This window comes from Sphingomonas ginkgonis (assembly GCF_003970925.1).
In the GTDB taxonomy this organism is placed as follows: Bacteria; Pseudomonadota; Alphaproteobacteria; order Sphingomonadales; family Sphingomonadaceae; genus Sphingomicrobium; species Sphingomicrobium ginkgonis.
Genome location: NZ_RWJF01000001.1, coordinates 1,394,905 through 1,420,458, shown reverse-complemented (window position 1 = coordinate 1,420,458; position 25,554 = coordinate 1,394,905). Strand labels below are relative to the sequence as shown.

Annotated in this window: 37 protein-coding genes; 3 read left to right on the top strand and 34 right to left on the bottom strand. The window is 67.5% G+C overall.

Annotated elements, in window-relative coordinates; genetic code table 11:
• The first annotated feature begins 72 nt into the window (after window positions 1-72).
• Window positions 73-1,323 carry a metal-dependent hydrolase family protein gene (locus HMF7854_RS06925; RefSeq protein WP_185829194.1) on the top strand — a complete coding sequence of 417 codons (1,251 nt, stop codon included), beginning with the start codon at window positions 73-75 and terminating at the stop codon, window positions 1,321-1,323.
• On the opposite strand, the gene HMF7854_RS06920 is transcribed toward HMF7854_RS06925, so the two are convergent.
• From HMF7854_RS06920 to HMF7854_RS06905, 4 genes are all read right to left on the bottom strand, one after another.
• Window positions 1,320-1,829, bottom strand: coding sequence for a cytochrome b (locus tag HMF7854_RS06920; protein ID WP_239016872.1), 510 nt, complete (start codon window positions 1,827-1,829; stop codon window positions 1,320-1,322). The two genes, HMF7854_RS06925 and HMF7854_RS06920, sit on opposite strands and share 4 nt — an antisense overlap.
• Window positions 1,826-3,835 carry a TonB-dependent receptor gene (locus HMF7854_RS06915; RefSeq protein ID WP_126718430.1) on the bottom strand — a complete coding sequence of 670 codons (2,010 nt, stop codon included), beginning with the start codon at window positions 3,833-3,835 and terminating at the stop codon, window positions 1,826-1,828. Before HMF7854_RS06915 ends, HMF7854_RS06920 begins: the two co-directional genes overlap by 4 nt.
• Complete coding sequence (locus tag HMF7854_RS06910) at window positions 3,835-4,038, bottom strand: rhodanese-like domain-containing protein (RefSeq protein ID WP_126718429.1); 204 nt, start codon at window positions 4,036-4,038, stop codon at window positions 3,835-3,837. The genes HMF7854_RS06915 and HMF7854_RS06910 overlap by 1 nt, the downstream gene beginning before the upstream one ends.
• Before the next feature lie 148 nt (window positions 4,039-4,186).
• The gene (locus HMF7854_RS06905; RefSeq protein ID WP_126718428.1) at window positions 4,187-5,602 is read right to left on the bottom strand and encodes an FAD-binding oxidoreductase; all 1,416 of its coding nucleotides are present in this window, start codon (window positions 5,600-5,602) and stop codon (window positions 4,187-4,189) included.
• A 53-nt stretch (window positions 5,603-5,655) separates the two neighbouring features.
• Here HMF7854_RS06905 and HMF7854_RS06900 point away from each other — a divergent pair, with 53 nt between their 5' ends.
• Complete coding sequence (locus HMF7854_RS06900) at window positions 5,656-6,144, top strand: dihydrofolate reductase (RefSeq protein ID WP_126718427.1); 489 nt, start codon at window positions 5,656-5,658, stop codon at window positions 6,142-6,144.
• Here the strand turns inward: HMF7854_RS06900 and HMF7854_RS06895 are convergent.
• The 24 genes from HMF7854_RS06895 to rpsJ all read right to left on the bottom strand — a co-directional run bounded on the left by HMF7854_RS06895 (window position 6,141) and on the right by rpsJ (window position 18,903).
• Entirely contained in the window at window positions 6,141-6,668 is a 528-nt protein-coding gene (locus HMF7854_RS06895) for an SRPBCC family protein (protein ID WP_126718426.1), read from the bottom strand. The genes HMF7854_RS06900 and HMF7854_RS06895 overlap by 4 nt on opposite strands.
• Window positions 6,669-6,701: 33 nt before the next feature.
• A complete protein-coding gene (locus tag HMF7854_RS06890; protein ID WP_126718425.1) occupies window positions 6,702-7,355 on the bottom strand; it encodes an adenylate kinase in 654 nt (217 codons plus the stop codon).
• A gap of 25 nt (window positions 7,356-7,380) precedes the next feature.
• A complete protein-coding gene (gene secY, locus HMF7854_RS06885) occupies window positions 7,381-8,751 on the bottom strand; it encodes a preprotein translocase subunit SecY (RefSeq protein WP_126718424.1) in 1,371 nt (456 codons plus the stop codon).
• Between the two features lie 127 nt (window positions 8,752-8,878).
• Window positions 8,879-9,403, bottom strand: a complete 525-nt coding sequence (gene rplO / locus HMF7854_RS06880; RefSeq protein WP_126718423.1) for a 50S ribosomal protein L15 — start codon at window positions 9,401-9,403, stop codon at window positions 8,879-8,881.
• 151 nt (window positions 9,404-9,554) lie between these two features.
• The gene (gene rpmD / locus HMF7854_RS06875; RefSeq protein WP_126718422.1) at window positions 9,555-9,737 is read right to left on the bottom strand and encodes a 50S ribosomal protein L30; all 183 of its coding nucleotides are present in this window, start codon (window positions 9,735-9,737) and stop codon (window positions 9,555-9,557) included.
• A gap of 5 nt (window positions 9,738-9,742) precedes the next feature.
• Window positions 9,743-10,471, bottom strand: coding sequence for a 30S ribosomal protein S5 (gene rpsE / locus HMF7854_RS06870; RefSeq protein ID WP_126718421.1), 729 nt, complete (start codon window positions 10,469-10,471; stop codon window positions 9,743-9,745).
• Between the two features lie 3 nt (window positions 10,472-10,474).
• Complete coding sequence (rplR, locus tag HMF7854_RS06865; protein ID WP_126718420.1) at window positions 10,475-10,828, bottom strand: 50S ribosomal protein L18; 354 nt, start codon at window positions 10,826-10,828, stop codon at window positions 10,475-10,477.
• 3 nt (window positions 10,829-10,831) lie between these two features.
• On the bottom strand, window positions 10,832-11,368 hold the full coding sequence (gene rplF / locus HMF7854_RS06860; protein WP_126718419.1) for a 50S ribosomal protein L6: 537 nt from the start codon (window positions 11,366-11,368) through the stop codon (window positions 10,832-10,834).
• Between the two features lies 1 nt (window position 11,369).
• The gene (rpsH, locus tag HMF7854_RS06855; RefSeq protein WP_126718418.1) at window positions 11,370-11,765 is read right to left on the bottom strand and encodes a 30S ribosomal protein S8; all 396 of its coding nucleotides are present in this window, start codon (window positions 11,763-11,765) and stop codon (window positions 11,370-11,372) included.
• A gap of 12 nt (window positions 11,766-11,777) precedes the next feature.
• On the bottom strand, window positions 11,778-12,083 hold the full coding sequence (rpsN, locus tag HMF7854_RS06850; RefSeq protein WP_126718417.1) for a 30S ribosomal protein S14: 306 nt from the start codon (window positions 12,081-12,083) through the stop codon (window positions 11,778-11,780).
• 26 nt (window positions 12,084-12,109) lie between these two features.
• On the bottom strand, window positions 12,110-12,691 hold the full coding sequence (gene rplE, locus HMF7854_RS06845) for a 50S ribosomal protein L5 (RefSeq protein ID WP_126718416.1): 582 nt from the start codon (window positions 12,689-12,691) through the stop codon (window positions 12,110-12,112).
• Complete coding sequence (gene rplX, locus HMF7854_RS06840; RefSeq protein WP_126718415.1) at window positions 12,684-13,004, bottom strand: 50S ribosomal protein L24; 321 nt, start codon at window positions 13,002-13,004, stop codon at window positions 12,684-12,686. The genes rplE and rplX overlap by 8 nt, the downstream gene beginning before the upstream one ends.
• Window positions 13,004-13,372, bottom strand: a complete 369-nt coding sequence (gene rplN / locus HMF7854_RS06835; protein WP_126718414.1) for a 50S ribosomal protein L14 — start codon at window positions 13,370-13,372, stop codon at window positions 13,004-13,006. Before rplN ends, rplX begins: the two co-directional genes overlap by 1 nt.
• A gap of 29 nt (window positions 13,373-13,401) precedes the next feature.
• Window positions 13,402-13,680 carry a 30S ribosomal protein S17 gene (gene rpsQ, locus HMF7854_RS06830; RefSeq protein WP_126718413.1) on the bottom strand — a complete coding sequence of 93 codons (279 nt, stop codon included), beginning with the start codon at window positions 13,678-13,680 and terminating at the stop codon, window positions 13,402-13,404.
• 11 nt (window positions 13,681-13,691) lie between these two features.
• Window positions 13,692-13,904 (bottom strand): 50S ribosomal protein L29, encoded by a 213-nt coding sequence (gene rpmC, locus HMF7854_RS06825; protein ID WP_126718412.1) that lies wholly within the window; start codon window positions 13,902-13,904, stop codon window positions 13,692-13,694.
• A 2-nt stretch (window positions 13,905-13,906) separates the two neighbouring features.
• Entirely contained in the window at window positions 13,907-14,338 is a 432-nt protein-coding gene (gene rplP / locus HMF7854_RS06820) for a 50S ribosomal protein L16 (protein ID WP_126718411.1), read from the bottom strand.
• A gap of 12 nt (window positions 14,339-14,350) precedes the next feature.
• The gene (gene rpsC, locus HMF7854_RS06815) at window positions 14,351-15,064 is read right to left on the bottom strand and encodes a 30S ribosomal protein S3 (RefSeq protein ID WP_126718410.1); all 714 of its coding nucleotides are present in this window, start codon (window positions 15,062-15,064) and stop codon (window positions 14,351-14,353) included.
• Window positions 15,064-15,441, bottom strand: a complete 378-nt coding sequence (rplV, locus tag HMF7854_RS06810; protein ID WP_126718409.1) for a 50S ribosomal protein L22 — start codon at window positions 15,439-15,441, stop codon at window positions 15,064-15,066. Before rplV ends, rpsC begins: the two co-directional genes overlap by 1 nt.
• Window positions 15,441-15,716, bottom strand: a complete 276-nt coding sequence (rpsS, locus tag HMF7854_RS06805) for a 30S ribosomal protein S19 (RefSeq protein ID WP_126718408.1) — start codon at window positions 15,714-15,716, stop codon at window positions 15,441-15,443. Before rpsS ends, rplV begins: the two co-directional genes overlap by 1 nt.
• A 6-nt stretch (window positions 15,717-15,722) precedes the next feature.
• Window positions 15,723-16,559, bottom strand: a complete 837-nt coding sequence (gene rplB / locus HMF7854_RS06800; protein WP_126718407.1) for a 50S ribosomal protein L2 — start codon at window positions 16,557-16,559, stop codon at window positions 15,723-15,725.
• Window positions 16,560-16,565: 6 nt separating this feature from the next.
• A complete protein-coding gene (locus tag HMF7854_RS06795; protein WP_126718406.1) occupies window positions 16,566-16,883 on the bottom strand; it encodes a 50S ribosomal protein L23 in 318 nt (105 codons plus the stop codon).
• Entirely contained in the window at window positions 16,876-17,502 is a 627-nt protein-coding gene (gene rplD / locus HMF7854_RS06790) for a 50S ribosomal protein L4 (RefSeq protein WP_126718405.1), read from the bottom strand. The genes HMF7854_RS06795 and rplD overlap by 8 nt, the downstream gene beginning before the upstream one ends.
• A 3-nt stretch (window positions 17,503-17,505) precedes the next feature.
• A complete protein-coding gene (gene rplC / locus HMF7854_RS06785) occupies window positions 17,506-18,369 on the bottom strand; it encodes a 50S ribosomal protein L3 (RefSeq protein ID WP_126718404.1) in 864 nt (287 codons plus the stop codon).
• Between the two features lie 222 nt (window positions 18,370-18,591).
• A complete protein-coding gene (rpsJ, locus tag HMF7854_RS06780) occupies window positions 18,592-18,903 on the bottom strand; it encodes a 30S ribosomal protein S10 (RefSeq protein WP_126720103.1) in 312 nt (103 codons plus the stop codon).
• Between the two features lie 278 nt (window positions 18,904-19,181).
• On the opposite strand from rpsJ, the gene HMF7854_RS06775 reads away from it, so the two are divergent.
• Window positions 19,182-19,889: a hypothetical protein gene (locus tag HMF7854_RS06775; RefSeq protein ID WP_148104694.1), complete on the top strand. Its 708-nt coding sequence runs from the start codon at window positions 19,182-19,184 to the stop codon at window positions 19,887-19,889.
• A 252-nt stretch (window positions 19,890-20,141) separates the two neighbouring features.
• On the opposite strand, the gene tuf is transcribed toward HMF7854_RS06775, so the two are convergent.
• From tuf to HMF7854_RS06745, 6 genes are all read right to left on the bottom strand, one after another.
• Entirely contained in the window at window positions 20,142-21,332 is a 1,191-nt protein-coding gene (gene tuf, locus HMF7854_RS06770; RefSeq protein ID WP_126718402.1) for an elongation factor Tu, read from the bottom strand.
• A 71-nt stretch (window positions 21,333-21,403) separates the two neighbouring features.
• A complete protein-coding gene (fusA, locus tag HMF7854_RS06765; RefSeq protein WP_126718401.1) occupies window positions 21,404-23,497 on the bottom strand; it encodes an elongation factor G in 2,094 nt (697 codons plus the stop codon).
• 66 nt (window positions 23,498-23,563) lie between these two features.
• Entirely contained in the window at window positions 23,564-24,034 is a 471-nt protein-coding gene (rpsG, locus tag HMF7854_RS06760) for a 30S ribosomal protein S7 (RefSeq protein WP_126718400.1), read from the bottom strand.
• Window positions 24,035-24,095: 61 nt separating this feature from the next.
• Window positions 24,096-24,467, bottom strand: coding sequence for a 30S ribosomal protein S12 (gene rpsL / locus HMF7854_RS06755; RefSeq protein WP_028969180.1), 372 nt, complete (start codon window positions 24,465-24,467; stop codon window positions 24,096-24,098).
• Window positions 24,468-24,757: 290 nt separating this feature from the next.
• A complete protein-coding gene (locus HMF7854_RS06750) occupies window positions 24,758-25,180 on the bottom strand; it encodes a cupin domain-containing protein (protein WP_126718399.1) in 423 nt (140 codons plus the stop codon).
• Window positions 25,181-25,186: 6 nt separating this feature from the next.
• A complete protein-coding gene (locus tag HMF7854_RS06745) occupies window positions 25,187-25,537 on the bottom strand; it encodes a DUF3140 domain-containing protein (protein WP_126718398.1) in 351 nt (116 codons plus the stop codon).
• Window positions 25,538-25,554 lie beyond the last annotated feature (17 nt).

Sequence of the window (25,554 nt, the reverse complement as noted above, 5' to 3'; positions counted from 1 at the left end):
CGGCAGCATGGCGTGAGCAGAAGGGTCGCGCGCCATTGTCCACCTGGCCCCGCTGCGGCTAGCCTCCACATCATGCGCCGCCTTCTCGCCCTGCTCGCAGCCAGCCTCTCCGTTGCCGGTCCCGCCACCGCCGACACATTGATTCTCCGTCCCGATCGGGTGTTCGACGGCAGTGCCATGCATCCGGGATGGCAGGTGCTGGTTCAGGGTGACCGGATCGCGGCGGCAGGTCCGGCTCTCGCTGCCCCGGCTGGTGCACGCGTGGTCGATCTTGCCGGCGCCACGCTGATGCCGGGCATGATCGAGGGCCATGCCCACCTCTTCCTCCACCCCTATAACGAGCGGCTGTGGGACGATCAGGTCCTCCATGAGCCGCTGGCGCTGCGCACCGCGCGCGCGGTGGCACAGGCGAAGACCACGCTCGACGCCGGCTTTACCTCGCTTCGGGATCTCGGGACCGAAGGCGCGGGGTTCGCCGATGTCGGGCTCGAGGAGGCGATCAAGGAAGGGATCGTGCCCGGCCCCCGGCTAATGGTCGCGACCAAGGCCATCGTCGCTCGCGGCGCCTACGGCCCCAAGGGCTATGAGCCCGGCGTGCCGATCCCGCAGGGCGCGCAGGAGGTCAGCGGCGTCGACGAGATCGTCCGCGCGGTACGCGACCAGATCGCCGGAGGCGCGGACTTCATCAAGCTCTACGCCGACTATCATTACCGCAAGGGCGAGCCGAGCCGCCCGACCCTGTCGCTCGACGAGATGACCGCCGCAGTCCGCACCGCGCATGATGCCGGGCTGCAGGTCGCGGTTCATGCCGCGACCGCCGAGGGCATGAAGCGGGCGATCGCGGCAGGGGTCGACACGGTCGAGCATGGCTATGGGGGTACCGCTGAGATCTTCCGCGCCATGGCCGCCCGACGGATCGCGCTGTGCCCAACGCTGGCGGCGAGCGAGTCGGTGGCGCGTTACTTCAATCACTGGAGCGGGCAGGAACCCGCGCCCGAGTCCGTCGCGGAGAACCGTCGGGCCTTTCGGCTCGCGCTCCAGGCTGGCGTGCCGATGTGCATGGGCGGCGACGTTGGTGTCTTCCCGCACGGCCAGAACGTGCTCGAGATGGAATTGATGGCGCGCAGCGGCATGGCCCCCCTCGCCGTGCTCCACGCCGCCACCGCGGGCAACGCTGCTTACTTCCGGATGACCGACCGCGGCAGCCTCCGCCCCGGCCTGCTCGCCGACCTCGTCGCCGTCAGCGGCGATCCCGCCGCCGACATGAGCGCGCTGCGGCGGGTGCGACTGGTCGTGAAGGGCGGCACCATCGTCCGCGACTAGACGGGGTTCATCCGCGCCAGCAGCCGGTCGCGACCGATCCGCTGATGCCTGAGAGCGGCGGCGACATGCCCGGCGATCAGGACCGCAAAGCCTATCCCCAGCCATTCAAGCACATACCTCGCCAGCGCATAGATAACGGGTGAAAGCTTGAGGTAGGGAATCGGGAACAGCCCGAACCAGCTCAGCGGCCTTAGCTCCCGGGCGTTGGAAACGAACAGCCAGCCGGCCAGCGGCACGATGATCATCAGCGCATAGAAGATCGCGTGCACGCCCGTGGCCAACACTCGCTCGGCGGGAGTGACGTCGTCCGGGAACGGTGGCGGTCGGTGGGTGAGCCGCCAGCCGAGCCGAACCAGGCTCAGTACCAGCACCGTGATCCCGATCGCCTTGTGCGCGCGGATCGTGCCGACCCTTCCGTCGCTAAACGCGATGACGAGGTTGGCGATGATCAGCGCGCCGATGATCCAGTGCAGCCAAGCGGCCGTCCTGGTATAACGAGCGTTCACCGCAGCCGCAGCCCCAGCCACAGCGTGCGCGGCAGCGCCCGCTCGATCGATCCATCGGCGCCGCGGGCGGTCTCGACCGTCCGGTTGAACAGGTTCTCGCCCCGCAGCTCGACGGCGAGATGCCGGCCGAGCGGCAGCGCGGCATAGCTGTCCAGCGTTAACGCCGGATGCAGTCGCCGCACGTTCAGGTCATCGTCGAACTGCGCCGACAGCACTCGCCCGGTCCCCGACACCGACCAGCCGCTCGGTCCGGTCCAGCCGAGCGTCGCGGAAAGCTGGTGTTTCGGTGTCTGCGCCGGACGCAGCCCATCCAGCACCGCGGCAGGCCCGGACGCATCGACCCGCGCATCGACGAAGGCGTAGGACAAGCGCGCGTCCAGCCCGGCCAGCCGGCCGCTCAGGTCCGCCTCGAGGCCACGCGAGCGGATCGCGTCGAGGTTCTGCCGCTGGCGGTACGCACCCCCCGCAGCGACGAAGCCGACGATCGGAAAGGTCCCGGGCCCCCTGCCCAGCGTGACGTTGGCGATCGCGCCGTGAAGCCTGGCGACGTAGCCAGTCAGGGCCGCCCGCCACCCGGCCGGAAGGTCGAGGTCGGTTCCTACCTCCCCGCCCCACATGGTCTCGGGCCGCAGATCCGGGTTAGGCGCGGTCGCGTCGGCACCGGCGCGGAACGGACGGTAAAGCTCGTTGAGGGTCGGCAGCCGCCAGCCGCGATAGGCCGCCGCACGCAGCTTGAGTGGCGGCGCGACCCGGGCCTCGCCCGCCAGCCGTCCGCTCCCCTGCCAACCGTGCCGATCGGGAAAGTCGGTGTTGGTGAGCGTCGCGCCGGCCAAGGTCTGTTGAAAGAAAAAACCGTCGCTGATCGCCCAGCGGTCGAGCCGCCCACTGGCGCTGACGCTTGCCGGTTCGTGGGTGAGTGTCGCCACGGCGAAGGCGCCGACGGTGCTCGACCGTCCGCCGGCGTCGCGGCGGCGGGTGGGAGCGCCGGCGACGAACTGGTAGAGTTCCTTGGTGTCGCCGCGGACGAACCGCCCGTCGGTCCCGACGCGGAGGTCGAACGGCCCTGACACCGGCGCGATCTCGCCACGAAAGCCGAACCCGCGCGAGGGCACGCTGTACTGGTCGAGCGTCTCGGTGCTGGTGGTTCGCGCGGCGTTGATGCTGCTGAACTGCGAAGCGAAGTTGCGGAACTGCGCATAGCCGAGCACCGACCAGCGGGTGCCGCCCTTGCCGACCAGCCGGAGCGAAGTATCGATGCCCTTGCCCCGGTTCTCGGTGAAGGGAACGCCGCGATCGCGCTGGTCGTAGAAGCCCGAAACGTTGAGCTGCGCCTCGGTTTGGCCCAGCTGCTGGACGTAACGGGCGGCGCCGCTCGCCTGCTTGTAGGGTGCGGCACGATCGACCGGACCGCGGGTCGAGCTTGTGATCGGAACAAATCCATCGCCGCGTGCGAAGGCGCCCGACATGGTCAGCGCGGAGCTCCCGCCCGTCAGCAACGCGCTGCCCCGGACATCGAGGCTGTCGCGGCTGCCATAGGCGACCGAGCCGACGAACGGTTTGCTCTCGCTGGGGGTCGCGCTCTCGAGTTCGACCGTTCCGGCGAGCGCCCCTGGCCCGTAGTAGCCGCTTCCCCCGCCGCGCGTGACCCGAACCTGCCCGATGCGGTCCGTCGCGTAGGCGGGGAAGCTGATCCAGCCGCCGAAGGGGTCGCCCTGGGGGACGCCATCGAGCAGCAGCAGCGCGCGGGCGGAGGCGTTGCCGCCCAGCCCACGCAGCGTGATCGACTGGTTGGTCGCATGGCTCGAGCGGCTGTCCGAGCGGCGGAAGCTCTGCACTCCGGCGACATCGCGCAGCACGTCCTCGAGCCGTCCACTGGCCGACTGGCGGATCCGCTCGCGGTCGATGCTGACGCTCGCCGCACCCGCGGTCTCGCCCGGTGGGAGACCGCGCCCGGTGACGATGATCGGCTCGGCCTCGACCCCGGCGAGCAGCAGCAGCGGCAACATCAATTCTTCCCTTCCCCATAGGGCCGCACCGCGACGAGCGGCCGCCCCATCTCCGCCCACCCGTCGCTGCCCGCCGGGTACCAGCGAACATCGCCGAACCCCCACGCGCGCAGCCGCTTCGCGGCATTCCAGCTCATCCAGCAATCCGCCCGGCAGAAAACCACCAGCGGCGCCGTCGGATGCGCCCGCCGCAAGCTTTTCACGCCCGCCCGCAGCCAGGCGGCGAGCGCGGGGTCGAGCGGTGCTCGCCCGGTCTCCGGGAACCAGGCCGAGCCCGGGACCGACCGCCGCTTCTCCGCCAGCGACCAGCGCCCGGACGCAGCGTGCAGGTAGCTCGCCCAGGCTAAATAGCTAGCGGACCAGCTTCCCCGGGTTGAACAGGCCCTGCGGGTCGAGCCCGGCCTTGAGCGCCCGCAGCGCGGCGACGCGCCCGGGCGAAAGGCGCGCCAGCTCGTCACGCTTCATCTGCCCGATCCCGTGCTCGGCCGAAATGGAGCCGCCGGCCGCGGTCACCAGATCGTGGACGAGCCGGCTCACCGCCGGCGCCTCGCGCTCGTACCAGTCGGGCCCCTGCCGGGCGGCGGCGCGCACGTGGAAATGGATGTTGCCGTCACCCAGGTGCCCGAACCCGGAAGCCTCGACGCCGGGGAAGGCGCGCTCAACCTCGGCCGCGCCCTCGACCAGGAAGCGCGGCATGTCGTCGACGGGCACGCTGATGTCGTGCTGCGCGGCCGGCCCGGTCGCCCGCTCGGCCTCCGAGATGCTATCGCGCAGCTTCCAGAAGGCCTCCGCCTGCGCCTCGCTCCCCGCGAGCACCGCATCCTCGACCAGCCCGCGCTCGAGCCCCTCGCCGAGCAGCGCCTCGAGCAGCGCCGCCGGACTGTCGCCCGGACCGTCGACCGTCGCCTCGACCAGCACGTTCCAGCGGTGCGCCGCGGCGAGCGGCGCGCGGGTCCCGGGAATATGCTCCAGCACGTGCCCGAGCGTGTCGGCGGGGACGATCTCGAACCCTTCCACCCGGTCGGTTCGCACCTGCATCATGCGCAGCAGCTCCAGCGCCCGGAAGGGATCGGCGACCCCGATCCATGCGACCGCCCGTTCCGCCACCGCCGGATAGAGCCGGAGCGTCGCCGCGGTGACGATCCCCAGCGTCCCTTCCGCGCCGCACAGCAGCTGGTCGAAGCTCGGCCCGCGATTGTCCTTCTTGAGCGGGGTCAGTCCGTCGTGCAGGGTTCCGTCGGGCAGCACCGCCTCGATCCCCAGCACGAGGCTGCGCATCGTCCCGAACTTCAGCACCTGCGTGCCGCCCGCGTTGGTCGAGACCAGCCCCCCGATCGTCGCGCTGCCCTTGCCGCCGAGCGTCAGCGGAAAGCGCAGCCCCTGTTCGAGCGCCGCCTCATGGACGTTCTGGAGGATACAGCCGGCCTCCGCGACCATCAGCCGGGCCGAGCGGTCGATCGCGCGCACCCGGTTCAGCCGTCGCAGCGACACCAGTAGCGCGCTGCCGTCGGCGGGCGGAGTAGCGCCCCCCACCATCCCGCTGTTGCCGCCCTGCGGAACCAGCGGCACGCCGAGCGCGGCTGCACCTCGCACCACGGCCTGCACCTCCGCGGTGCTGCCAGGCGCCAGCAGGACCGGAGACGCGCCATGATAGCGGCCGCGCCAGTCGGTCAGCCACGGCGCGATGTCGGCCGGGTCGTCAATCACTCCGCCGGGGCCGAGCTCGCCCCGGAGGCGCTCGATCAGTTGCTGCTGGGCCGCTGTCATGACCCTGTTCCTAGCCGCTTGCGCGCGCGCTTCCCAGCCGCGAAGAGGCGGGCATGAGCCGTCTCGTCACCCTGATCGTCGCCCGCGCCGCCAACGGCGTGATCGGGCGCGACGGTCAGCTCCCCTGGCACCTTCCCGCCGACCTCCGGCGCTTCAAGGCGCTGACGATGAACACCGCCATGGTGATGGGGCGCCGGACGTTCGAGAGCCTGCCGGGGCTGCTGCCCGGGCGCCGTCACCTGGTCCTGACCCGCGATGGAGGCTGGAACGCGCCCGGCGCCGAGGTCGTCCACTCGCCCGAGGAAGCCCTGCGGGCGGCGGGCGATGAGCCGGTCAGCATCATCGGCGGGGCGGAGATCTTCCGTCTGTTCCTGCCGCTCGCCGGGCGCATCGAGCTGACCGAGGTCCAAGCCGAGGTCGACGGGGACACCCTCATGCCGGATCCGCGGGACGGCGGCGGCTGGCGGGAGACCGCCCGCGAGGAGCATGCCGCCGACGGGCCGCGCCTGCCGTTCGCCTTCGTCACGCTCGAGCGCGCCTAGCTGCGCGGACGGTTCGCCGCATAGGCACGGAGCCGCTTGAGCTGCCCTGCCAGCATCCCGTCGACCGCCGGCGCCAGCTTGTCCGCACCGCCGCGCGCAAAGCCCGCCGCGCGATAGTTGATCGTCAGCCGCGAGCCGCCCGCGATCTCCTCGACCCGCACGTCCATCACGCCGCTGACCGCCTCCTTGAGCAGCGGCCCGAGCGCGCCCGTCAGCACCGCCTCGTCCCCCGGCTTCCACGCGGTGACCCGCAGATGTTCGACCCCGCCGCCACCCGGCAGCCGCTCGCAGAAGCAGCCGCCCGGCCGAAGGTCCAGGCTGAGGTTCTCGGCCTTTCCGCCGTAGCTGTGCCTGGGGTCCCACCAGGCCGGCAGGCTGGCGAAGGCGGCGAAGGCCTGGGCCGGCGGGACGACCAGCGCCACCGACTGCTCAACCTCGAAACCATGATCGTCGGCGGTCAGGACCGCGGCGGGCGCCGGGACGGCGGCCCCAAGCGTCAGGACGGCCAGAAGCATCGTTCGCATCGCACCACTCCCCTCGAGCGGTGCAGGATGCCGTCAGTCGGCCGCGCCGTCCAGAATGGCGTCGATCTGGCCCGCGACCTCTTCGACGCTGGCCATGCCATCGACTCGGCGGACAAGGCCCCGCGCCTCGTAGAAGGGAAGGATCGGCGCGGTCTTGGCGCGGTACTCGGCCATGCGAGTCCGCACCGTCGCCTCATTGTCATCCGGACGCCGCTTGAACTCGTGACTGCCGCAAACGTCGCAGGTGCCTTCGACTTTGGGCTGCTTGAAGCGGTCGTGATAGCCGGTGCCGCATTCCGCGCAGCTGAAGCGGCCGGTGATCCGCTCGACCAGCGCGTCCTCGTCGACGTCGAGTTCGATCACGCTGTCGAGCGCGCGGCCACGTTCGCCGAGCAGGATCTCGAGCGCCTCGGCCTGAGGCTGGGTACGGGGAAAGCCGTCGAAGATCGCGCCACGTCCCGCGCTGCTGTCCAGCCGTTCGCCGATCAGCGCGGACACGATCGCGTCGCTGACCAGCTCGCCGGCGGCCATGATTGCCTTCGCCTGGAGCCCCACCGGGGTTCCGGCGGCGACCGCCTCGCGGAGCATGTCGCCGGTCGAGAGCTGGACCATCCCGCGCTCGGAAACCAGCCGCTGAGCCTGGGTGCCCTTACCCGCACCCGGCGGCCCCAAGAGGATGATGTTCACCGTCGACGCCCCCTCACCCTTGTTCCTATCCGCGGCGGCGTCCGCCCTTCAGCTTCGCCTTCTTGATCAAATCGCCATATTGATGCGCGATCAAGTGGCTCTGGATCTGGCTCACCGTATCCATGGTCACATTGACAACGATGAGGAGGCTCGTTCCGCCAAGCCGGAAGTTGAGGCCCGCCTGCGCCGAGAGGATTTCGGGAATGAGGCAAATCACCACTAGATAGGCCGAGCCGATCACCGTGATCCGGTTGAGCAGCCGGTCGAAATATTCCTCCGTGGCCTTGCCCGGGCGCACCCCGGGAATGAACCCGCCATGCTTCTTGAGGTTCTCTGCCGTTTCTTCCGAATTGAACTGCACCGCGGTGTAGAAGAAGCAGAAGAAGACGATCCCGAAGGCATAGAGCGCCAGGTAGAGCGGCGAGCCGTGCTGGAGATAGGTGCTGAAGGTGATCAGCCAGTCGCCCGCGGCACTGTTCGCCTGGGTCCGCGCGCCGGCCATCTGCAGCACGGTCAGCGGCATCAGCAGCAGCGACGAGGCGAAGATCGGCGGGATCACGCCGGCGGTGTTGAGCTTGATCGGCAGGTGGCTGCGGTCCTGCTGCATCATCCCGCGCGCGGTCTGGCGCTTGGGATACTGGATCAGCACCCGGCGCTGCGCCCGCTCCATGAAGCAGATGAAGTAGATGAGGCCGAAGGTCAGGACGATGATCGCGATGACCAGCAGCGGGTTCATCGTGCCCGACCGGCCACCCTCGAGCAGCTGGGCGATCGCCTGCGGCAGGCGCGCGACGATGCCGGCCATGATGATCAGCGAGACGCCGTTGCCGATCCCGCGGCTGGTAATCTGTTCGCCGATCCACATCAGGAACAGAGTGCCGCCGACGAGGCTGACGGTAGCCGCGATGCGGAACAGGAGGCCCGGCTCGACGACGGCGGCGATGCCCTGGTTCGCGCCGAGGCTCTCGAGCCCCGCGGCGATGAAGTAGCCCTGCACCATCGTCAGCAGGACGGTGAGGTAGCGAGTGTACTGGTTGAGCTTCTTGCGCCCGACCTCGCCTTCCTTCTTGAGCGCCGTCCACGGCCCGTAGATGGTCGCGCCGAGCTGCACCACGATCGACGCGGTGATGTAGGGCATCACGCCGAGCGCGACGATCGACATGCGCTCCAGCGCGCCGCCCGAGAAGGTGTTGAAGACGTCGAGAATGCCGCCCGACTGGGTCTGGTACAGCGCCGCCATCGCCCGCGGGTCGATACCCGGGATGGGAATGAAGGAAAGCAGCCGGAACAAGATCAGCGCGCCGATCGTGAACCACAGGCGCTTCTTGAGGTCGGTCGCCTTGGCGAAGCTTGCCCAGCTGATGTTCGACGCGAGTTGTTCGGCTGCGGATGCCATTCGATGGTCCCAAGGAAAGCTGCAAGCAGGGCCCGATCAGACCCCCCGCGCTTCCATATAGTCGTGCTGCGGCTGATGGGAAGCGCCGCCCCGGCTGCTTGGCGCAGCCAGGGGCGGCGGCTCGTCCCTACTTGGCCGCGCGGGCGGCCTTGGCGCTGCCCTTCTTGGCGGCGGCCAGCTCGGCCGGATCCTTGCGCTCGATCAGCTCGACCGAGCCGCCGGCCTTCTCGACCGCCTCGCGGGCGCCCTTCGACGCGCCGGCGACCTTGAACGCCAGCTTGGCGGAGAACTCGCCCTTGCCGAGCAGGCGGACGCCGTCCTTGCCGCCACGGGCGAGGCCGGCCGCCTTGAGCGCGGCATGGTCGATCGTCCCGTCGGTGGCGAGCTTGCCGGCGTCGACGGCCTTCTGGATCGCACCGAGGTTCACCTCGGCATGGTCCTTGGCGAAGATGTTGTTGAAGCCGCGCTTCGGCAGCCGCATGTGGAGCGGCATCTGGCCGCCTTCGAAGCCCCACACGGAGACGCCCGAGCGGCTCTTCTGGCCCTTCTGGCCGCGCCCGGCGGTCTTGCCGAGGCCCGAGCCGATGCCGCGGCCGACGCGGACGCGGCTCTTGCGGGCACCAGGATTGTCGCGGAGATCAGTCAGTTTCATGTCGTGCACTCGCTTTCGCTTTTGTCGCGCAGAAGCTGAAGCGAATATCGCCCCAGCCGTCATCCCCGCGGAAGCGGGGACCCAGCTTCTTCCCTTTGTCGGCCCGCCGGAAGAAAGGAAGCGGGATCCTCGCTTGCGCGAGGATGACCAGTTAGGCGTTCCGCTCGACGCTCACCAGATGCGCCACCTTGCGAAGCTGGCCGGCGACCTCGGGGGTCTCCTCCACCTCGACGGTGCGGTGCATCTTGTTCAGGCCCAGGCCGACCAGGGTCGCGCGCTGGGTCTTGTGGCGCCGGATCGGCGATCCGGTCTGAGTGATCTTGATGGTCGCCATGGAATTTACTCCGTGACCGCGTCGGCGGTCGCTTCCGCCTCGGCCTGGCTCATCCCACCCCGGCCGAGCAGGTCGGCGACCTTCTTACCGCGGCGCTGGGCCACGGAGCGCGGGCTGGTCTGGTCCTTGAGCGCCTCGAAGGTCGCGCGGATCATGTTGTAGGGGTTGGACGTGCCGACCGACTTGGTCACCACGTCGGCCACCCCGAGGCTCTCGAAGATGGCGCGCATCGGACCGCCGGCGATGATGCCGGTACCCGCCGGAGCGGTGCGGACCGTCACGCGGCCGGCGCCGAAGTGGCCACGCCCGTCATGGTGCAGGGTGCGGCCGTCGCGCAGCGGAACGCGGATCATCGCCTTCTTGGCGGCGGCGGTCGCCTTGCTGATCGCCTCCGGCACCTCGCGGGCCTTGCCGTGGCCGAAGCCGGCGCGGCCCTTGCCGTCGCCCACCACGACCAGCGCGGCGAAGCCGAAGCGCTTGCCGCCCTTCACGGTCTTGGAGACGCGGTTGATGTGCACGAGCTTCTCGATCAGCTCCTCGCCATCGTCCTCGCGCGGGCGGCGATCGTCGCGGCGGCCACGGCCACCGTCACGACCGCCACGGCCGCCGTCGCGTCCGCCGCCGCGGCCACCGCGACCGCCACGCGGGCCACGGCCCTCGGTCGGCGCGGGAGCGGCCTCGGCACCGGCGGTCGCCTCGGGGGCGACGTCCTGGGTCTGGTTCTCGTCAGCCATTACTTAAAACTCCAGTCCGCCTTCGCGCGCGGCGTCGGCGAGGGCCTTGACCCGGCCATGGAAAAGGAAGCCGCCGCGGTCGAACACGACCGAGGAGACGCCGGCGGCCTTGGCCCGCTCGGCAAGCGTCTTGCCGACGCTGGCGGCCGCGTCGCGGGTCGCGCCGGTCGCGGCCTTGAGGTCCTTGTCCAGCGACGAGGCCGAGGCGATCGTCCGCCCGGCGGCATCGTCGATGACCTGGGCGTAGATGTGACGGCCCGAACGGTGAACCGAGAGACGCGGCTTGCTGCCGGCCCGGGCGCGAAGCGCGGTGCGGACGCGACGCCGGCGGCGATCGAAGAGAGAGAGTTTCGCCATGGCTTACTTCTTCTTGCCTTCTTTGCGGAAGATGAACTCGCCGCGATACTTGATGCCCTTGCCCTTGTAGGGCTCCGGCTTGCGCCAGCGGCGGATCTCGGCCGCGACCTGACCGACCTTCTGCTTGTCGATGCCGCTGATCTCGACGGTGTTCGCGTCGGGAGTCTTGACCTCGATGCCCTCGGGGATCGCGTAGTTGACGTCGTGGCTGTAGCCGAGCTGCAGGCGCAGGTTCTTGCCCTGGGCCGCGGCGCGGTAGCCGACACCGGTGATCTCGAGCACCTTGGTGAAGCCCTCGGTCACGCCGGTGACGAGGTTCAGCACGTTGGTGCGCTGCATCCCCCACGCCGCCCGGGCGCGCTGGCTATCGGTGAGCGGTTGAACGCTGATCTGACCGTCCTCGACGCTGGTGCGGACGAGCTCGTCCATCACGCTCATCGAGAGGGTGCCCTTGGGTCCCTTCACCGTGAGGGTCGAGCCCTCCAGGTTGGCGGTCACGCCGCTGGGAACGGAAACGGGCTTCTTGCCGATACGGGACATCTTAGAACACCTCCGCCAGCACCTCGCCGCCGACGTTCTGCTCGCGCGCTTCCGCGTCGGAGAGAACGCCACGAGGCGTCGAGACGATGGTCATGCCAAGGCCGTTGCGGACGCGCGGCAGCTCGCTCGCGCCCGAATAGACCCGCCGACCGGGCTTCGAGACGCGGGCCAGGTGACGGATCGCCGGCTCGCCCTCGAAATATTTGAGCTCGATGCGCAGGCCGTCGTGGCCAGCCACCTGCTCCTCGGAATAGCCGCGGATATAGCCTTCGCGCTGCAGCACGTCGAGGACGCGCACGCGCAGCTTCGACGCCGGCGTCAGGATCGAATCCTTGCGCGCCTGCTGGCCGTTGCGGATGCGGGTGAGCATGTCACCCAGGGGATCGGTCATCGCCATATTTCGTGACCCTTACCAGCTCGACTTGGTGACACCGGGGATCAGGCCCTTGTTGGCCAGCTCCCGGAGCATGATCCGCGACAGGCGGAACTTGCGGTAATAAGCGCGCGAACGGCCCGTCAGCTCGCAACGGTTGCGGATCCGGGTCGGATTGCCGTTGCGCGGCAGCTCGGCCATCTTGAGACGCGCGATCAGCCGCTCGGTCTCGTCGAGGGACTCGTCGTTCGCCTTGTCCTTCAGCTTCGCATATTTCGCGGCGGTTTTCGCCACGAGCTTCCTGCGACGCTCGTTCTTGTTGATCGAACTCAGTTTCGCCATGACTTAAGTTCTTCCTCTACGGCCGCTCAGGCGGCCTGCTTCTGTTCATCGGCAGCAGGGAACGGGAAATTGAAGAGGCGCAGCAGCTCGCGCGCTTCCTCGTCCGTCCTCGCCGTCGTGGTGACGATGATGTCCATGCCCCGGACCTTGTCGATCTGATCATAATTGATCTCGGGGAAGACGATCTGTTCCTTCAGGCCCATGGCATAGTTGCCACGGCCGTCGAACGACTTCGGGTTCAGGCCGCGGAAGTCGCGGACGCGCGGGAGCGCGATCGTGACCAGCCGGTCCAGGAACTCGTACATGCGCTCGCGGCGAAGCGTGACCTTGCAGCCGATCGGCATGCCCTCGCGCAGCTTGAACTGCGCGATCGACTTCTTCGCCTTGGTGACGACCGGCTTCTGGCCCGAGATCTTCTCCATCTCGGCCGCGGCGGCCTCCACCTTCTTCTTGTCCTGGGTCGCCTCGCCGACGCCCATGTTGATGACGATCTTCTCGAGCTTCGGCACCTCAAGACGGTTCTTGTAGCCGAACTTCTCGATCATCGCCTGGGCGATGCGCTCGTCATAATCCTTCTTCAGGCGCGGGACGTACCGGTCCTCAGCCATCGATCTTCTCCCCGGACTTGGCCGCGATGCGGACCTTCTTGCCGTCCTGCACCTCGAAGCGGACGCGGGTCGGCTTGCCGGTCGACGGGTCGGCGATCGCGACCTTCGACACGTGAAGCGGCGCTTCCTTGCGCTCCAGGCCGCCCTGCGGGGCCGCCTGGGTCGGCTTGCGGTGACGAACCGCGACGTTGATGCCCGACACCAGGACCTTCTGGTCCTTCGGCATCGCCTTCAGCACCTCGCCGGTCCGGCCCTTGTCCTTGCCGGACAGGACGACGACCTTGTCGCCCTTCTTGATCTTGAGCGCGGCCATTACAGCACCTCCGGCGCAAGACTGATGATCTTCATGTGCTTGCGCGCACGAAGCTCACGGACGACCGGGCCGAAGATGCGGGTGCCGATCGGCTCCTCGTTCTTGTTGACCAGGACCGCCGCGTTGGAGTCGAAGCGGATCACCGAACCGTCGGGACGGCGGATGTCCTTGGCGGTGCGGACGATCACCGCGCGGTGAACGTCGCCCTTCTTCACGCGGCCGCGCGGGGCCGCTTCCTTGACGCTGACGACGATGATGTCGCCAACCCCGGCGACGCGCCGCTTGGAGCCGCCGAGCACCTTGATGCACTGGACGCGCTTGGCGCCGCTGTTGTCGGCGACGTCCAGGTTGGACTGCATCTGGATCATGGGTTCACCCTATCCCTTTGCTGTGCGGTTCAAGCGTCCGCGACTTCGGGGGCGAGATCCGCCGCCTTCGCCGCAGTCACCCGCTCGATGACCTTCCAGGTCTTGAGCTTGGACATCGGCGCGCATTCCTCGATGCGCACCTGCTCGCCCTGGCGATAGGCATTGCCTTCGTCATGGGCATGATACTTCTTCGACAGCTTGATGATCTTGCCGTACAGCGGGTGCTTCACCCGCCGCTCGACGCGGACCACCACGGTCTTGTCACCCTTGTCGGACACCACGGTGCCGGTCAGGACGCGCTTGGGCATGTCTTAACTCCTCAACCCTGCGCCGAAGCGGCGCCGCGGGTGCGCTGGTTCTGCAGCGTCTTGATGCGGGCGATCGTCCGGCGGACTTCCTTGACCCGGCTCGCTTTCTCGAGCTGGTTGGTCGCCGCCTGGAAGCGCAGGTTGAACTGCTCGCGCTTCAGCTCGCCGAGCTGCTGCTGGAGCTGGTCGTCGCTCTTGACGGTCAGGTCTTCACGCTTGGCCATGATCACTCAGCCTCGATCAGGGTTTCGCCAAGGCGGGCGACCACCTTGACCTTGATGGGCAGCTTCTCGGCCGCGCGCTCGAACGCCGTCTTGGCGATCGGGCCCGGGACGCCGTCGAGCTCGAACAGGATGCGGCCGGGCTTGACCCGGGCGACCCAATATTCGGGCGCGCCCTTGCCCGAGCCCATGCGAACTTCGGCGGGCTTGGACGAGACCGGCAGGTCCGGGAAGATCCGGATCCAAAGCCGGCCCTGACGCTTGATGTGCCGGGTGATGGCACGGCGGGCCGCCTCGATTTGGCGCGCGGTGATCCGCTCCGGCTCCATGGCCTTGAGGCCGAAGGCGCCGAAGTTGAGCTCCGTGCCACCCTTGGCGTTGCCATGGATGCGGCCCTTGAAGGCCTTGCGGAATTTGGTGCGCTTGGGTTGCAGCATGGTCCTGTTTCCTTACCGGCGCCGGTCGTCGTCGCGGGCCGGGCGGACGCCGGAAGTCTGCGCTTCCATCATCAGCCGGTCCTGGCTCATCGGGTCATGGCCGAGGATCTCGCCCTTGAAGACCCAGACCTTGACGCCGCACACGCCGTAGGCGGTGTGGGCCTGCGCCTCGGCATAATCGACGTTGCCGCGCAGCGTGTGCAGCGGAACGCGACCCTCGCGGTACCACTCGGTACGGGCGATTTCAGCCCCGCCGAGCCGGCCCGCGCAGGTGATCCGGATGCCTTCCGCGCCGAGGCGCAGGGCCGACTGGACCGCCCGCTTCATGGCGCGGCGGAACGCGACACGGCGCTCGAGCTGGTCGGCGACACCCTGCGCGACGAGGCGCGCGTCGACTTCCGGCTTGCGGATCTCGACGATGTTGAGGCTGACTTCCGAACCGGTCATCTTCGACAGCTGCTTCTTCAGCTTCTCGATGTCCGAGCCCTTCTTGCCGATGATCACGCCGGGGCGCGCGGCATAGATTGACACGCGGCACAGCTTGGCCGGGCGCTCGATCACCACCTTGGAGATCGCCGCCTGGGGCAGCGTCTTGATGATGAAGTTGCGGATCTTGAGATCCTCGAGCAGCAGACGGCCGTAATCCTGGCCTTCCGCGAACCAGCGGCTGTCCCAGGTGCGGTTGATCTGCAGCCGGAGGCCGACGGGGGACGACTTCTGACCCATTAGGCTTCTTCCTGCTCGCGCACGACGACGCGGATTCGGCTGAACGGCTTGACGATCCGGCTCGAACGGCCACGCGCGCGGGTGGCGAACCGCTTCATGCTGATCGACTTGCCGACGCTGGCTTCCGAGACGACGAGGGCGTCGACGTCGAGGTTGTGGTTGTTCTCGGCATTGGCGACGGCCGACGCGAGCACCTTGTAGACATCCTCGCTCATCCCCTTGGGGCTGAACTTCAGGATGTTGAGCGCTTCCTCGACACGACGGCCGCGGATCAGCCCGGCGACCAGGTTCAGCTTGCGGGCCGAACCACGGATCGTGGTGCCGACGGCGAGCGCTTCCTTGTCGCCGACCTTGCGGGGGGATGCTGGCTTGCTCATCAGCGCTTGCCCTTCTTGTCGGCGGCGTGACCCGGGAAGTAGCGCGTGGGCGCGAACTCGCCGAGCTTCATGCCGACCATGTCCTCGTTGACCGAGACCGGCACGAACTTGCGGCCGTTGTAGACGTTGAACGTCAGACCGACGAACTGCGGAAGGATCGTCGAGCGACGCGACCAGGTCTTGATCGGCGCGCGGCCACCCTTGTCCTGAGCGGCTTCCGCCTTCTTCAGGAGCGACAGCTCGACGAACGGACCTTTCCAGATGGAACGAGCCATGGTCGATTAGCCCTTCTTCTTCGCGTGGCGCGACCGGATGATGAACTTGTCGGTCGCCTTGTTGTGACGGGTGCGGGCACCCTTGGTCGGCTTGCCCCACGGGGTGACCGGGTGACGGCCGCCCGAGGTCCGGCCCTCACCACCGCCGTGCGGGTGGTCGACCGGGTTCTTGGCGACGCCGCGGGTCAGCGGGCGACGGCCGAGCCAGCGGCTGCGTCCGGCCTTGGCCAGCGTCTGGTTGCCGTTGTCGGGGTTCGACACCGCACCCACGGTCGCCATGCAGTCGGAACGGACGTAACGCTGCTCGCCCGAGTTCAGGCGGACGATGACCATCCCCTTGTCGCGGCCGACGACCTGGACGTAGGTCCCGGCGGCGCGGGCGATCTGGCCGCCCTTGCCCGGCTTCATTTCGACGTTGTGGACGATGGTGCCGACCGGCATCTGCCCGATCTCCATCGCGTTGCCCGGCTTCACGTCGACCTTCTTGCCGGCGACGACCTTGTCGCCCGGCGCGAGGCGCTGCGGAGCGAGGATGTAGGCCTGCTCGCCGCCCTCGTAGGTCACCAGCGCGATGAACGCCGAACGGTTCGGGTCATACTCGATCCGCTCGACCGTCGCGGTCACGTCCCAGGTCCGACGCTTGAAGTCGATGATCCGGTACTTCTGCTTGTGACCGCCCGCGATGCCGCGGCTGGTCACATGCCCCTTGTTGTTGCGGCCGCCCGTCTTGCGCTTGCCTTCGGTCAGCGCCTTGACCGGCTTGCCCTTCCAGAGCGCCGACTTGTCGACGAGGATCAGGCCACGCCGGGCCGGGCTCGTCGGCTTATATGCTTTGAGTGCCATGGCTGGTTAGATCCCGCTCGTGATGTCGATCGTCTGGCCTTCGGCCAGCGTGACGATCGCCTTCTTGGCGTCCGAGCGGCTGTAGGGCGTGCCCTTCCAGCGCTTGGTCTTGCCCTTCTGGACGATGGTGTTGACGCCGGTCACGGTCACGCCGAACAGCGCCTCGACCGCGGCCTTGATCTCCGGCTTGGAAGCCTTGCCGGCGACCTTGAACACCACCGCATTATGCTCCGACAGCATCGTCGACTTCTCGGTGATGTGCGGCGCCAGGATGACGTCGTAGTGGCGGTTGTCGACCGCCGCCTGGGTGGGGTTCTTAGCCATTGAAGCGGGCCTCCAGCTTCTCGATCGCGGCGCGGGTCAGGACCAGCGTCTCGTGGCGCATGATGTCGTACACATTGGCGCCGACCGCGGGCAGCAGGTTGACATGGCCGAGGTTCGACGAGGCGCGGGCGAAGCTGACGTTGAGCGCGTCACCGTCAATCACCAGCGCGGTCTTGCCGAGCCCGAGCTTGCCGAGCTGCTCGCGCAGCGTCTTGGTCTTGCCCTCGGCGACGTCGAGGTTGTCGAGGACGATCAGCGTCCCGTCCTTGGCCTTCGACGACAGCGCCATCTTGAGGCCAAGCGCGCGGACCTTCTTGTTGAGGCTCGCCTCGAACACCCGGGCGCGGGGACCATGGGCCTTGCCGCCGCCGATGAAGATCGGGGCGCGACGGTCGCCGTGACGAGCCGTGCCACCGCCCTTCTGGCGACCGAACTTCTTGCCGGTGCGGGCGACGTCGGACCGCTCGCGGGCCGCACGGGCCGGGGCGCGGCGGTTGACGAGCTGCCACGTGACGACGCGGTGAAGGATGTCGGCGCGCGGCTCGACGCCGAACACGGCATCGTTGAGCTCGACATCGCCGCCAGCCTGCGCGTCGAGGGTCTGTACCTGGACCTTCATCGCTTAGCCTTCCTTGCTCTCGTCGGCGCCAGCGGCGTCCGAACCGGCATCATTGTTCTCGGCAGCAGCCGCGCCAGCATCCTGCTCGGCGGCGATCTGCGCCACTTCCTCGTCGCTCGGGAGCGCCGGGATCGCCTCCACCGCGGCTTCCTCGACGAACGCCGGGGTCTCCTCGACCGGGATCGCCTCGATGTTGGCGACCAGCGACGCCGGGTACGGCGCCTCCTCGTGGCGCGGCAGCTTGACCGCGTCGGCGACCGCCAGCCAGGCGCCCTTCGAGCCCGGGACCGAGCCCTTGACGAACAGCAGGCCGCGGGCCGCGTCGGTGCGCACGATCAGCAGGTTCTGCTGGGTGCGTTCGCGGGCGCCCATGTGGCCGGCCATCTTCTTGTTCTTGAACACGCGGCCCGGATCCTGGCGGTTGCCGGTCGAGCCGTGCGAGCGGTGCGACACCGAGACGCCGTGGGTGGCGCGCAGACCACCGAAGCCCCAGCGCTTCATCGCGCCGGCAAAGCCCTTGCCCTGGGTCACGCCCGAAATGTCGACATACTGGCCGGCGACGAAATGGTCGGCCGAGATGTAGCCGCCCACGTCGAGCAGCGCGTCGTCGGCGACGCGGAACTCGGCGACGCGGGCCTTGGGCTCCACCGACGCCTTGCCGAACGCCTCGCGCTGCGGCTTGGCGACGTTCTTCGCCTTGGCCGAACCGGCGCCGAGGATGACGGCGTTGTAGCCGTCGTTGGCGGCTTCGCGCTTGCCGACCACCTGAACTTCATCGAGCTGGAGAACCGTCACCGGCACGTGCCGGCCGTCCGCCTGGAACAGGCGGGTCATCCCCATCTTCTTCGCGATCACGCCAGTGCGCATGACCAATTGCTCCTACCAGAGGCCCGAGGTCGGTTTCCCTTCCCCGGGCGTGCAGCCCACAAAGTCGATGCGTCGCCCCGCCTGGGCCAGTTCCCCTTCCCGTCAGTGGGAAGAGGATGCGGGGGACGCAGGCCGGCGGCTCCGGAGAGCTGCCGCGGTATCCCAATGTTATTGCGCTGGCAGGATCGCTCGAGGAGCGAGTCAACCGCCGCGCGCTGGCCCTTAGGCCAGTTTGATCTCCACGTCTACACCCGCGGCGAGATCGAGCTTCATCAGCGCATCGACCGTCTGCGGGGTCGGCTGCACGATATCGAGCAGCCGCTTGTAGGTGCGCACCTCGAACTGCTCGCGCGACTTCTTGTCGACGTGGGGCGAGCGGTTGACGGTGAACTTCTCGATGCGGGTCGGGAGCGGGATGGGCCCACGGATCATCGCTCCGGTGCGCCGAGCGGTGTCGGCGATGTCCCCGGTGGCCTGATCGAGCACGCGGTGATCGAAGGCTTTCAGGCGAATCCGGATATTCTGCGTTTCCATGAGTTCCACTACCGATTGCAAAGAGCCGCTGGGCGGTCACCCGCCCAAGAAAACATGAGGCCGCACCCGCTTGACCCGGTTTCCCGACGGCGGACGACCCCAAAGCTGAAACTTGGTGGCGGTGACGAATCCCCGCCGGTGGAGGCGCCTCTACAGAGGACGAGCCATGGGATCAACCCCTCGGGTGACGGAGAGACGGTGACAAGGTCGGCGACGGCCGGAAAGAAGGCGCTCCCTTGGCTCTTGCGGTTCGCTCCAAGGAGTCAAGCGGAGGGCAGATGAGAAGGTTGGCCGTGGAGCACGCGAAAGAGGGATTTTCGCGAGCTGCCAAGAAGTTGTGGAACGAACTTGTGGTCTGTGACAGCTTGCCGGTGCTGGAAGCGAGCGAAGGAGGATGCATGTTCAGGCACATACTGGCGGCTATGGCGGTCACCTTCTCCGCTCCAACGCTGGCGCAAAACACCGCACCCTCTTCTCCAGCGCCGAGTGGCCTCAACCAGAAGCTGATCAACGTTCCAGGAACAAGCTGGAACGTTTATGGCCCAAATCAGAGCACCAAGAGGCTCGAGACGGACGGGCCGAAGGGCTACCCGGCCATTCGCGCAACCATCGCGCGCCGCGGTACCAACGCCTGGGATTCGGGTGCCACGTCGCTCGTGCCCAAACCCGTGGCAGCGGGTGACGCTATTCTGGTTGCGGTCTACTTGCGCGCGCCCGAGCTCAAGGATGGCGAGACCCTCGAGATTTCGCTGGTGGGCGCGACGGGCGCAACAGCCCCCTACCCTGCCATCGCAGGCGAGAAAGCCATGCTAACCAATCAATGGAAGGTCTTCTTTGCCAGCGGCAAGGCGCCGCAAGCTTTCGCGGCGAATGGCGTCCAGGCCACCGTTCACCTCGCCGGTGCCAAGCAGGTCGTCGATCTCGGGCCAGTGCAGGTCTACGATTTCGGCCAGGGCTTCGATCTCAGCCGACTGCCGCGCAACTGACCAGGCTTGCTTCAGATTTAGCTGACAAGAGCGGTGCGACCGCGGGCACAAGCTCGGGGAAACGTGCGGAGCGGATCGTGCGCGGTTTGTGCAGCCCGCCTGAACGAACGTCCGATCTCCCGTGCGTGATCCCTTGCAGCGGCAGCAAAGGGCGGCGCTCGCCCTCAACAGCCTAATCACGGCCAACAAAAAGGCCCGGCACTCTTGCGAGTACCGGGCCCTTTTCTTGTCCAGCGCCGAAGGCGCCGGAGCTTACTTGGTGATGGTGCCGACGACGCCCGCGCCGACGGTCCGGCCGCCTTCGCGGATCGCGAAGCGCAGGCCCTGGTCCATCGCGATCGGGGCGATCAGCTTCACGCCCAGCGACACATTGTCGCCCGGCATGACCATCTCGGTGCCCTCGGGGAGCTGGACTTCGCCGGTGACGTCCGTGGTCCGGAAGTAGAACTGCGGACGATAGTTGGCGAAGAACGGCGTGTGACGGCCACCCTCGTCCTTCGAAAGGACATAGACTTCCGCCTGAAAGTCGGTGTGCGGGGTGATCGAGCCCGGCTTGCAGAGCACCTGGCCACGCTCGACCTCTTCACGGCCGACGCCGCGGATCAGCGCGCCGATGTTGTCGCCGGCCTGGCCCTGGTCGAGGAGCTTGCGGAACATCTCGACGCCGGTGACGACGGTCTTCTTGGTGTCCTTGATGCCGACGATCTCGACATCGTCGCCGACCTTGCAGATGCCGGTCTCGACGCGGCCCGTGACGACGGTGCCGCGGCCCGAGATCGAGAACACGTCCTCGATCGGCATCAGGAACGGCTTGTCCAGCGGACGCTCCGGCTGCGGGATCCACTCGTCGACCGCATCCATCAGCTTGAGGATCGCTTCCTCGCCGATGTTGGCGTCGCGGTCCTCGAGGACGGCCAGCGCCGAACCGGCGACGATCGGAATGTTGTCGCCGTCGAACCCGCGCTTGGAAAGCTCCTCGCGGATTTCCAGCTCGACCAGCTCGAGCAGCTCGGGATCATCGACCTGGTCGACCTTGTTGAGGAAGACCACCATGGTCGGGACGCCGACCTGAGCCGCGAGCAGGATGTGCTCCTTGGTCTGCGGCATCGGGCCGTCGGCGGCCGAGACCACCAGGATCGCGCCGTCCATCTGCGCCGCGCCGGTGATCATGTTCTTCACATAGTCGGCGTGGCCCGGGCAGTCGACGTGCGCATAGTGGCGCTTCTGGGTCTCATACTCGACGTGCGCGGTCGAGATGGTGATGCCGCGCTCGCGCTCTTCCGGCGCCTTGTCGATGTTCGCGAAGTCGACCGCGACACCGCCGCCGTGCTTCGAAAGAACCTTGGTGATCGCAGCCGTCAGCGAGGTCTTGCCGTGATCGACGTGACCGATGGTGCCGATGTTGCAGTGCGGCTTGTTCCGCTCGAATTTCGCCTTCGCCATTATACGCTCCTGGGTGTTCTATTGGGGGCGCCCCGCCCAATGCGAGCGCGCCCTTAGCGTCAAAAATCAGGTTACGCCAGCTTCGCCTTTACCTCGTCCGCGACGTTCTGCGGAACTTCGTCATAGTGCGAGAACTGCATCGTGTACTGCGCCCGGCCCTGGGTGAACGAGCGGAGCTGGTTCACATAGCCGAACATGTTCGCCAGCGGGACCTGGGCCTCGACCGCCTGGGCATTGCCCCTTGTGTCGGTGCCCTGGATCTGGCCACGCCGCGAGTTCAAGTCGCCGATCACGTCGCCGAGATAATCCTCGGGGGTGACCACCTCGACCTTCATGATCGGCTCAAGCAGCTTGATGCCGGCCTTCTGGGCCGCTTCGCGCATCGCGCCACGCGCGCAGATCTCGAACGCCAGCGCCGAGGAGTCGACGTCGTGGTACTTGCCGTCGATCAGGTGGACCTCGAAGTCGATGATCGGGAAGCCGATCAGCGATCCGGTCTCCGCCGTCTCGCGCATGCCCTTCTCGACCGAGGGAATATATTCCTTGGGAATATTGCCGCCCTTGATCTCGTCGAAGAACTGGAAGCCCGAGCCGCGCTCGCCGGGGACGACCTTGACCTTCACCTCGCCGAACTGGCCCGAGCCGCCCGACTGCTTCTTGTGGGTGTAGGTCAGCTCGACCGGCTTGCCGAGATACTCACGGTAGGCGACCTGCGGGGCGCCGACGTTGGCCTCGACCTTGAACTCGCGCTTCATGCGATCGACCAGGATCTCGAGGTGGAGCTCGCCCATCCCCTTGATGATGGTCTGGCCCGACTCATGGTCCGACGAGACGCGGAACGACGGGTCCTCGCGCGCCAGGCGGTTGAGCGCGACGCCCATCTTCTCCTGGTCGGCCTTGGTCTTGGGCTCGACGCTCAGCTCGATCACCGGCTCCGGGAACTCCATCCGCTCGAGGATGATCGGAGCGTTGATCGCGCACAGCGTGTCGCCGGTGGTGGTGTCCTTCAGGCCCGCCAGAGCGACGATATCGCCAGCATAGGCGATCTGGATGTCCTCGCGCTCGTTCGCATGCATCAGCAGCATGCGGCCGACCTTCTCCTTCTTGTCCTTGACGCTGTTGGTGACCTGCGACGCGGTCTCGAGCTTGCCCGAGTAGATGCGCGCGAAGGTCAGCGTCCCGACGAAGGGATCGTTCATGATCTTGAACGCCAGCGCCGAGAAGGGCGCATTGTCGTCCGAGGCGCGGGTGTCCTCGTCGCCGTTGGGCAGGATGCCCTTGATGGCCGGAACGTCGAGCGGGCTCGGCAGATAGTCGACCACCGCGTCGAGCAGCGGCTGGACGCCCTTGTTCTTGAACGCCGAGCCGCAGACCACCGGCACGAACGCCATGTTCAGCGTGCCCTTGCGGATCAGCTGCTTGAGCGTCGCGGTGTCGGGCTCGGTCCCGTCGAGATAGGCTTCCATGGCCGCATCGTCCTGCTCGACGGCAAGCTCGATGAGGTTCATGCGCGCCTCGGCGGCCTTGTCGGCCAGGTCCTCGGGGATCTCCTGATATTCGAACTTCGCGCCCAGGCTCTCCTCGAGCCAGATGATGGCGCGGTTCTCGACCAGGTCGACGAGGCCCTTGAAGCCGCCCTCGATGCCGATCGGGAGATACAGGACGGCCGGACGGGCGCCGAGACGATCGATGATCGACTGGACGCAGAACTCGAAGTTGGCGCCGGTGCGGTCCAGCTTGTTGACGAAGCACATCCGCGGAACGCCGTACTTGTCGGCCTGCCGCCACACGGTCTCCGACTGCGGCTCGACGCCGGCAACGCCGTCGAAGCAGGCGACCGCGCCGTCGAGCACGCGAAGGCTGCGCTCGACCTCGATGGTGAAGTCGACGTGGCCCGGCGTGTCGATGATGTTGATCCGGTGCTCTTCGCCCTTGCCCTCGTTGGCCCGCCACACGCAGGTGGTCGCCGCCGAGGTGATCGTGATCCCGCGCTCCTGCTCCTGCTCCATCCAGTCCATGGTCGCGGTGCCCTCGTGGACCTCGCCGATCTTGTAGGACTTGCCGGTGTAGTAGAGGATGCGCTCGGTCGTCGTCGTCTTCCCGGCGTCGATGTGCGCCATGATGCCGATGTTGCGATAGCGCTCGAGCGGATGGCTGCGGGCCATGATCGTCAGTTCCTTAGCAATGTGGGGAGCGGCCGGGCCGCAACCCCCACGATATAGGTCGAAATTTTACCAGCGGTAGTGGCTGAAGGCGCGGTTCGCCTCGGCCATGCGATGGGTGTCCTCGCGCTTCTTCACCGCGTTGCCGCGGTTCTGCGAGGCGTCCATCAGCTCGCCCGAAAGGCGGCCGGCCATGGTCTTCTCGCTGCGGGCGCGGGCGGCGCCGATCAGCCAGCGGATGGCGAGCGCCTGCGCCCGCTCGATCCGGACCTCGACGGGGACCTGGTAGGTCGCACCGCCGACGCGGCGGCTGCGGACCTCAATGCCCGGCTTCACATTGTTGAGCGCATCGTGGAAGACCGCCAGCGGATCCTTCTTGAGGCGGGTCTCGACATTCTCGAGGGCGCCGTAGACGATGCTCTCGGCGACCGACTTCTTGCCGTCGAGCATAACCGAATTCATGAACTTCGACAGGACGATATCCCCGAACTTCGGATCGGGCAGGATCTCGCGCTTCTCTGGGCGACGACGACGGGACATGGGCGTGTTCCTTCAATGAGCGGCGCACCGGCGTCTGATCGCGGTGCGGCCGACGATCAGCTTATTTGGGACGCTTGGCGCCGTACTTCGAACGGCTCTGGCGGCGGTCCTTGACACCCTGGGTGTCGAGCACTCCGCGAAGCACGTGGTAGCGGACGCCCGGAAGGTCGCGCACACGGCCGCCACGGATCAGCACCACCGAGTGCTCCTGGAGGTTGTGCCCCTCGCCCGGGATGTAGCTGATGACCTCGCGCTGGTTGGTCAGGCGCACCTTGGCCACCTTGCGCAGCGCCGAGTTCGGCTTCTTCGGAGTCGTCGTGTAGACGCGGGTGCAGACGCCGCGCTTCTGCGGGTTCTGCTCCATCGCAGGGACCTTCGACTTGGCCTTCTGCGGTTCGCGACCCTTGCGGATCAGCTGGTTGATCGTCGGCATGAAGCCCTTCACCTTTTCGTTGCCGGCAAGCCCGGCGGTTACTTTGCTCCCAAATGCGCGAAAAAGGGGTCAGCCTGGCGGCTGCCCTTCCGTCGTGCCGATGGGAGCAATGTTCAGCTCTTGTCCGCGGCTCCGGGACGCACGGAGTCGTCCAGGTCCTCGCGAGACGAGCGGCGCCTTACAGGCCTCGCCGCCGAAGGTCAACGCCGGCCGACAGGCCGTACCAGCACTCAGCCAAATTCGGATCCAGGAGGCATCGAAGGGCCGGAAGCGATCTCGGATGGCGAGGCTCAGACCTGTTCCGAGACTCGCCGCTCGGTCGTCCCGCCGTCCCATTCCTCGTCGTGGTGGCGGCGGTCGGCCTCTGCCTTGGTCGATTGCACGACCTGGTCCTTGTGCTCGGGCGGACCGTAAAGCGTGTAGAGCCGGAGCGGCTCGGAGCCGGTGTTGCGCACATTGTGCCGCGCGCCCGCCGGCACGATCACGCCGCTCCCGTCCTCGACCGCGTAGCTGTTGTCGTCGATGTCGACCGTCCCCGCGCCTTGCTCGAAGCGGAAGAACTGGTCGCGGTCGTCGTGCACCTCGGCGCCGATCTCCTCGCCCGGCTGGAGCGTCATCAGCACCAGCTGGAGATGCTCGCCGGTGTAGAGCACGCGACGGAAATCGTCGTTGCCGGTGGTCAGCGTCTCGATGTTGTCGTGATAGCCCTTCATCGCCGCTCAGCCTTTCTTCGCCGGATCATGGCCCCAGTTCTTGAGGCTATAGGCCCAGCGCGAATCCTCGGGATGCGCAGGCTTCTGCGCCATGTGCCGATGCACATAGCCGACCACCTTGCGCATATGTTCGTAGTCCGCCTCGTCGAGGTCGGCCTTCTTCTTGTGGAGGATGTCGACGATGTGCTTGCCGCTCTTGTGGCCGATGCTCTCGCCCGCGCCCTGGCCATCCTCGCCCTTCCAGCCGACCTCCTTGCTCTCGGGTGTCGCCAGCCACTTGTCGAGCTCGCCGGCGGTCATGTTGACCGCCTGCTTGAAGTCGGCGTGGATCTGATCGCGGTCGAGCGTGTCGGGCATGAAGTCCTCCTGTATGC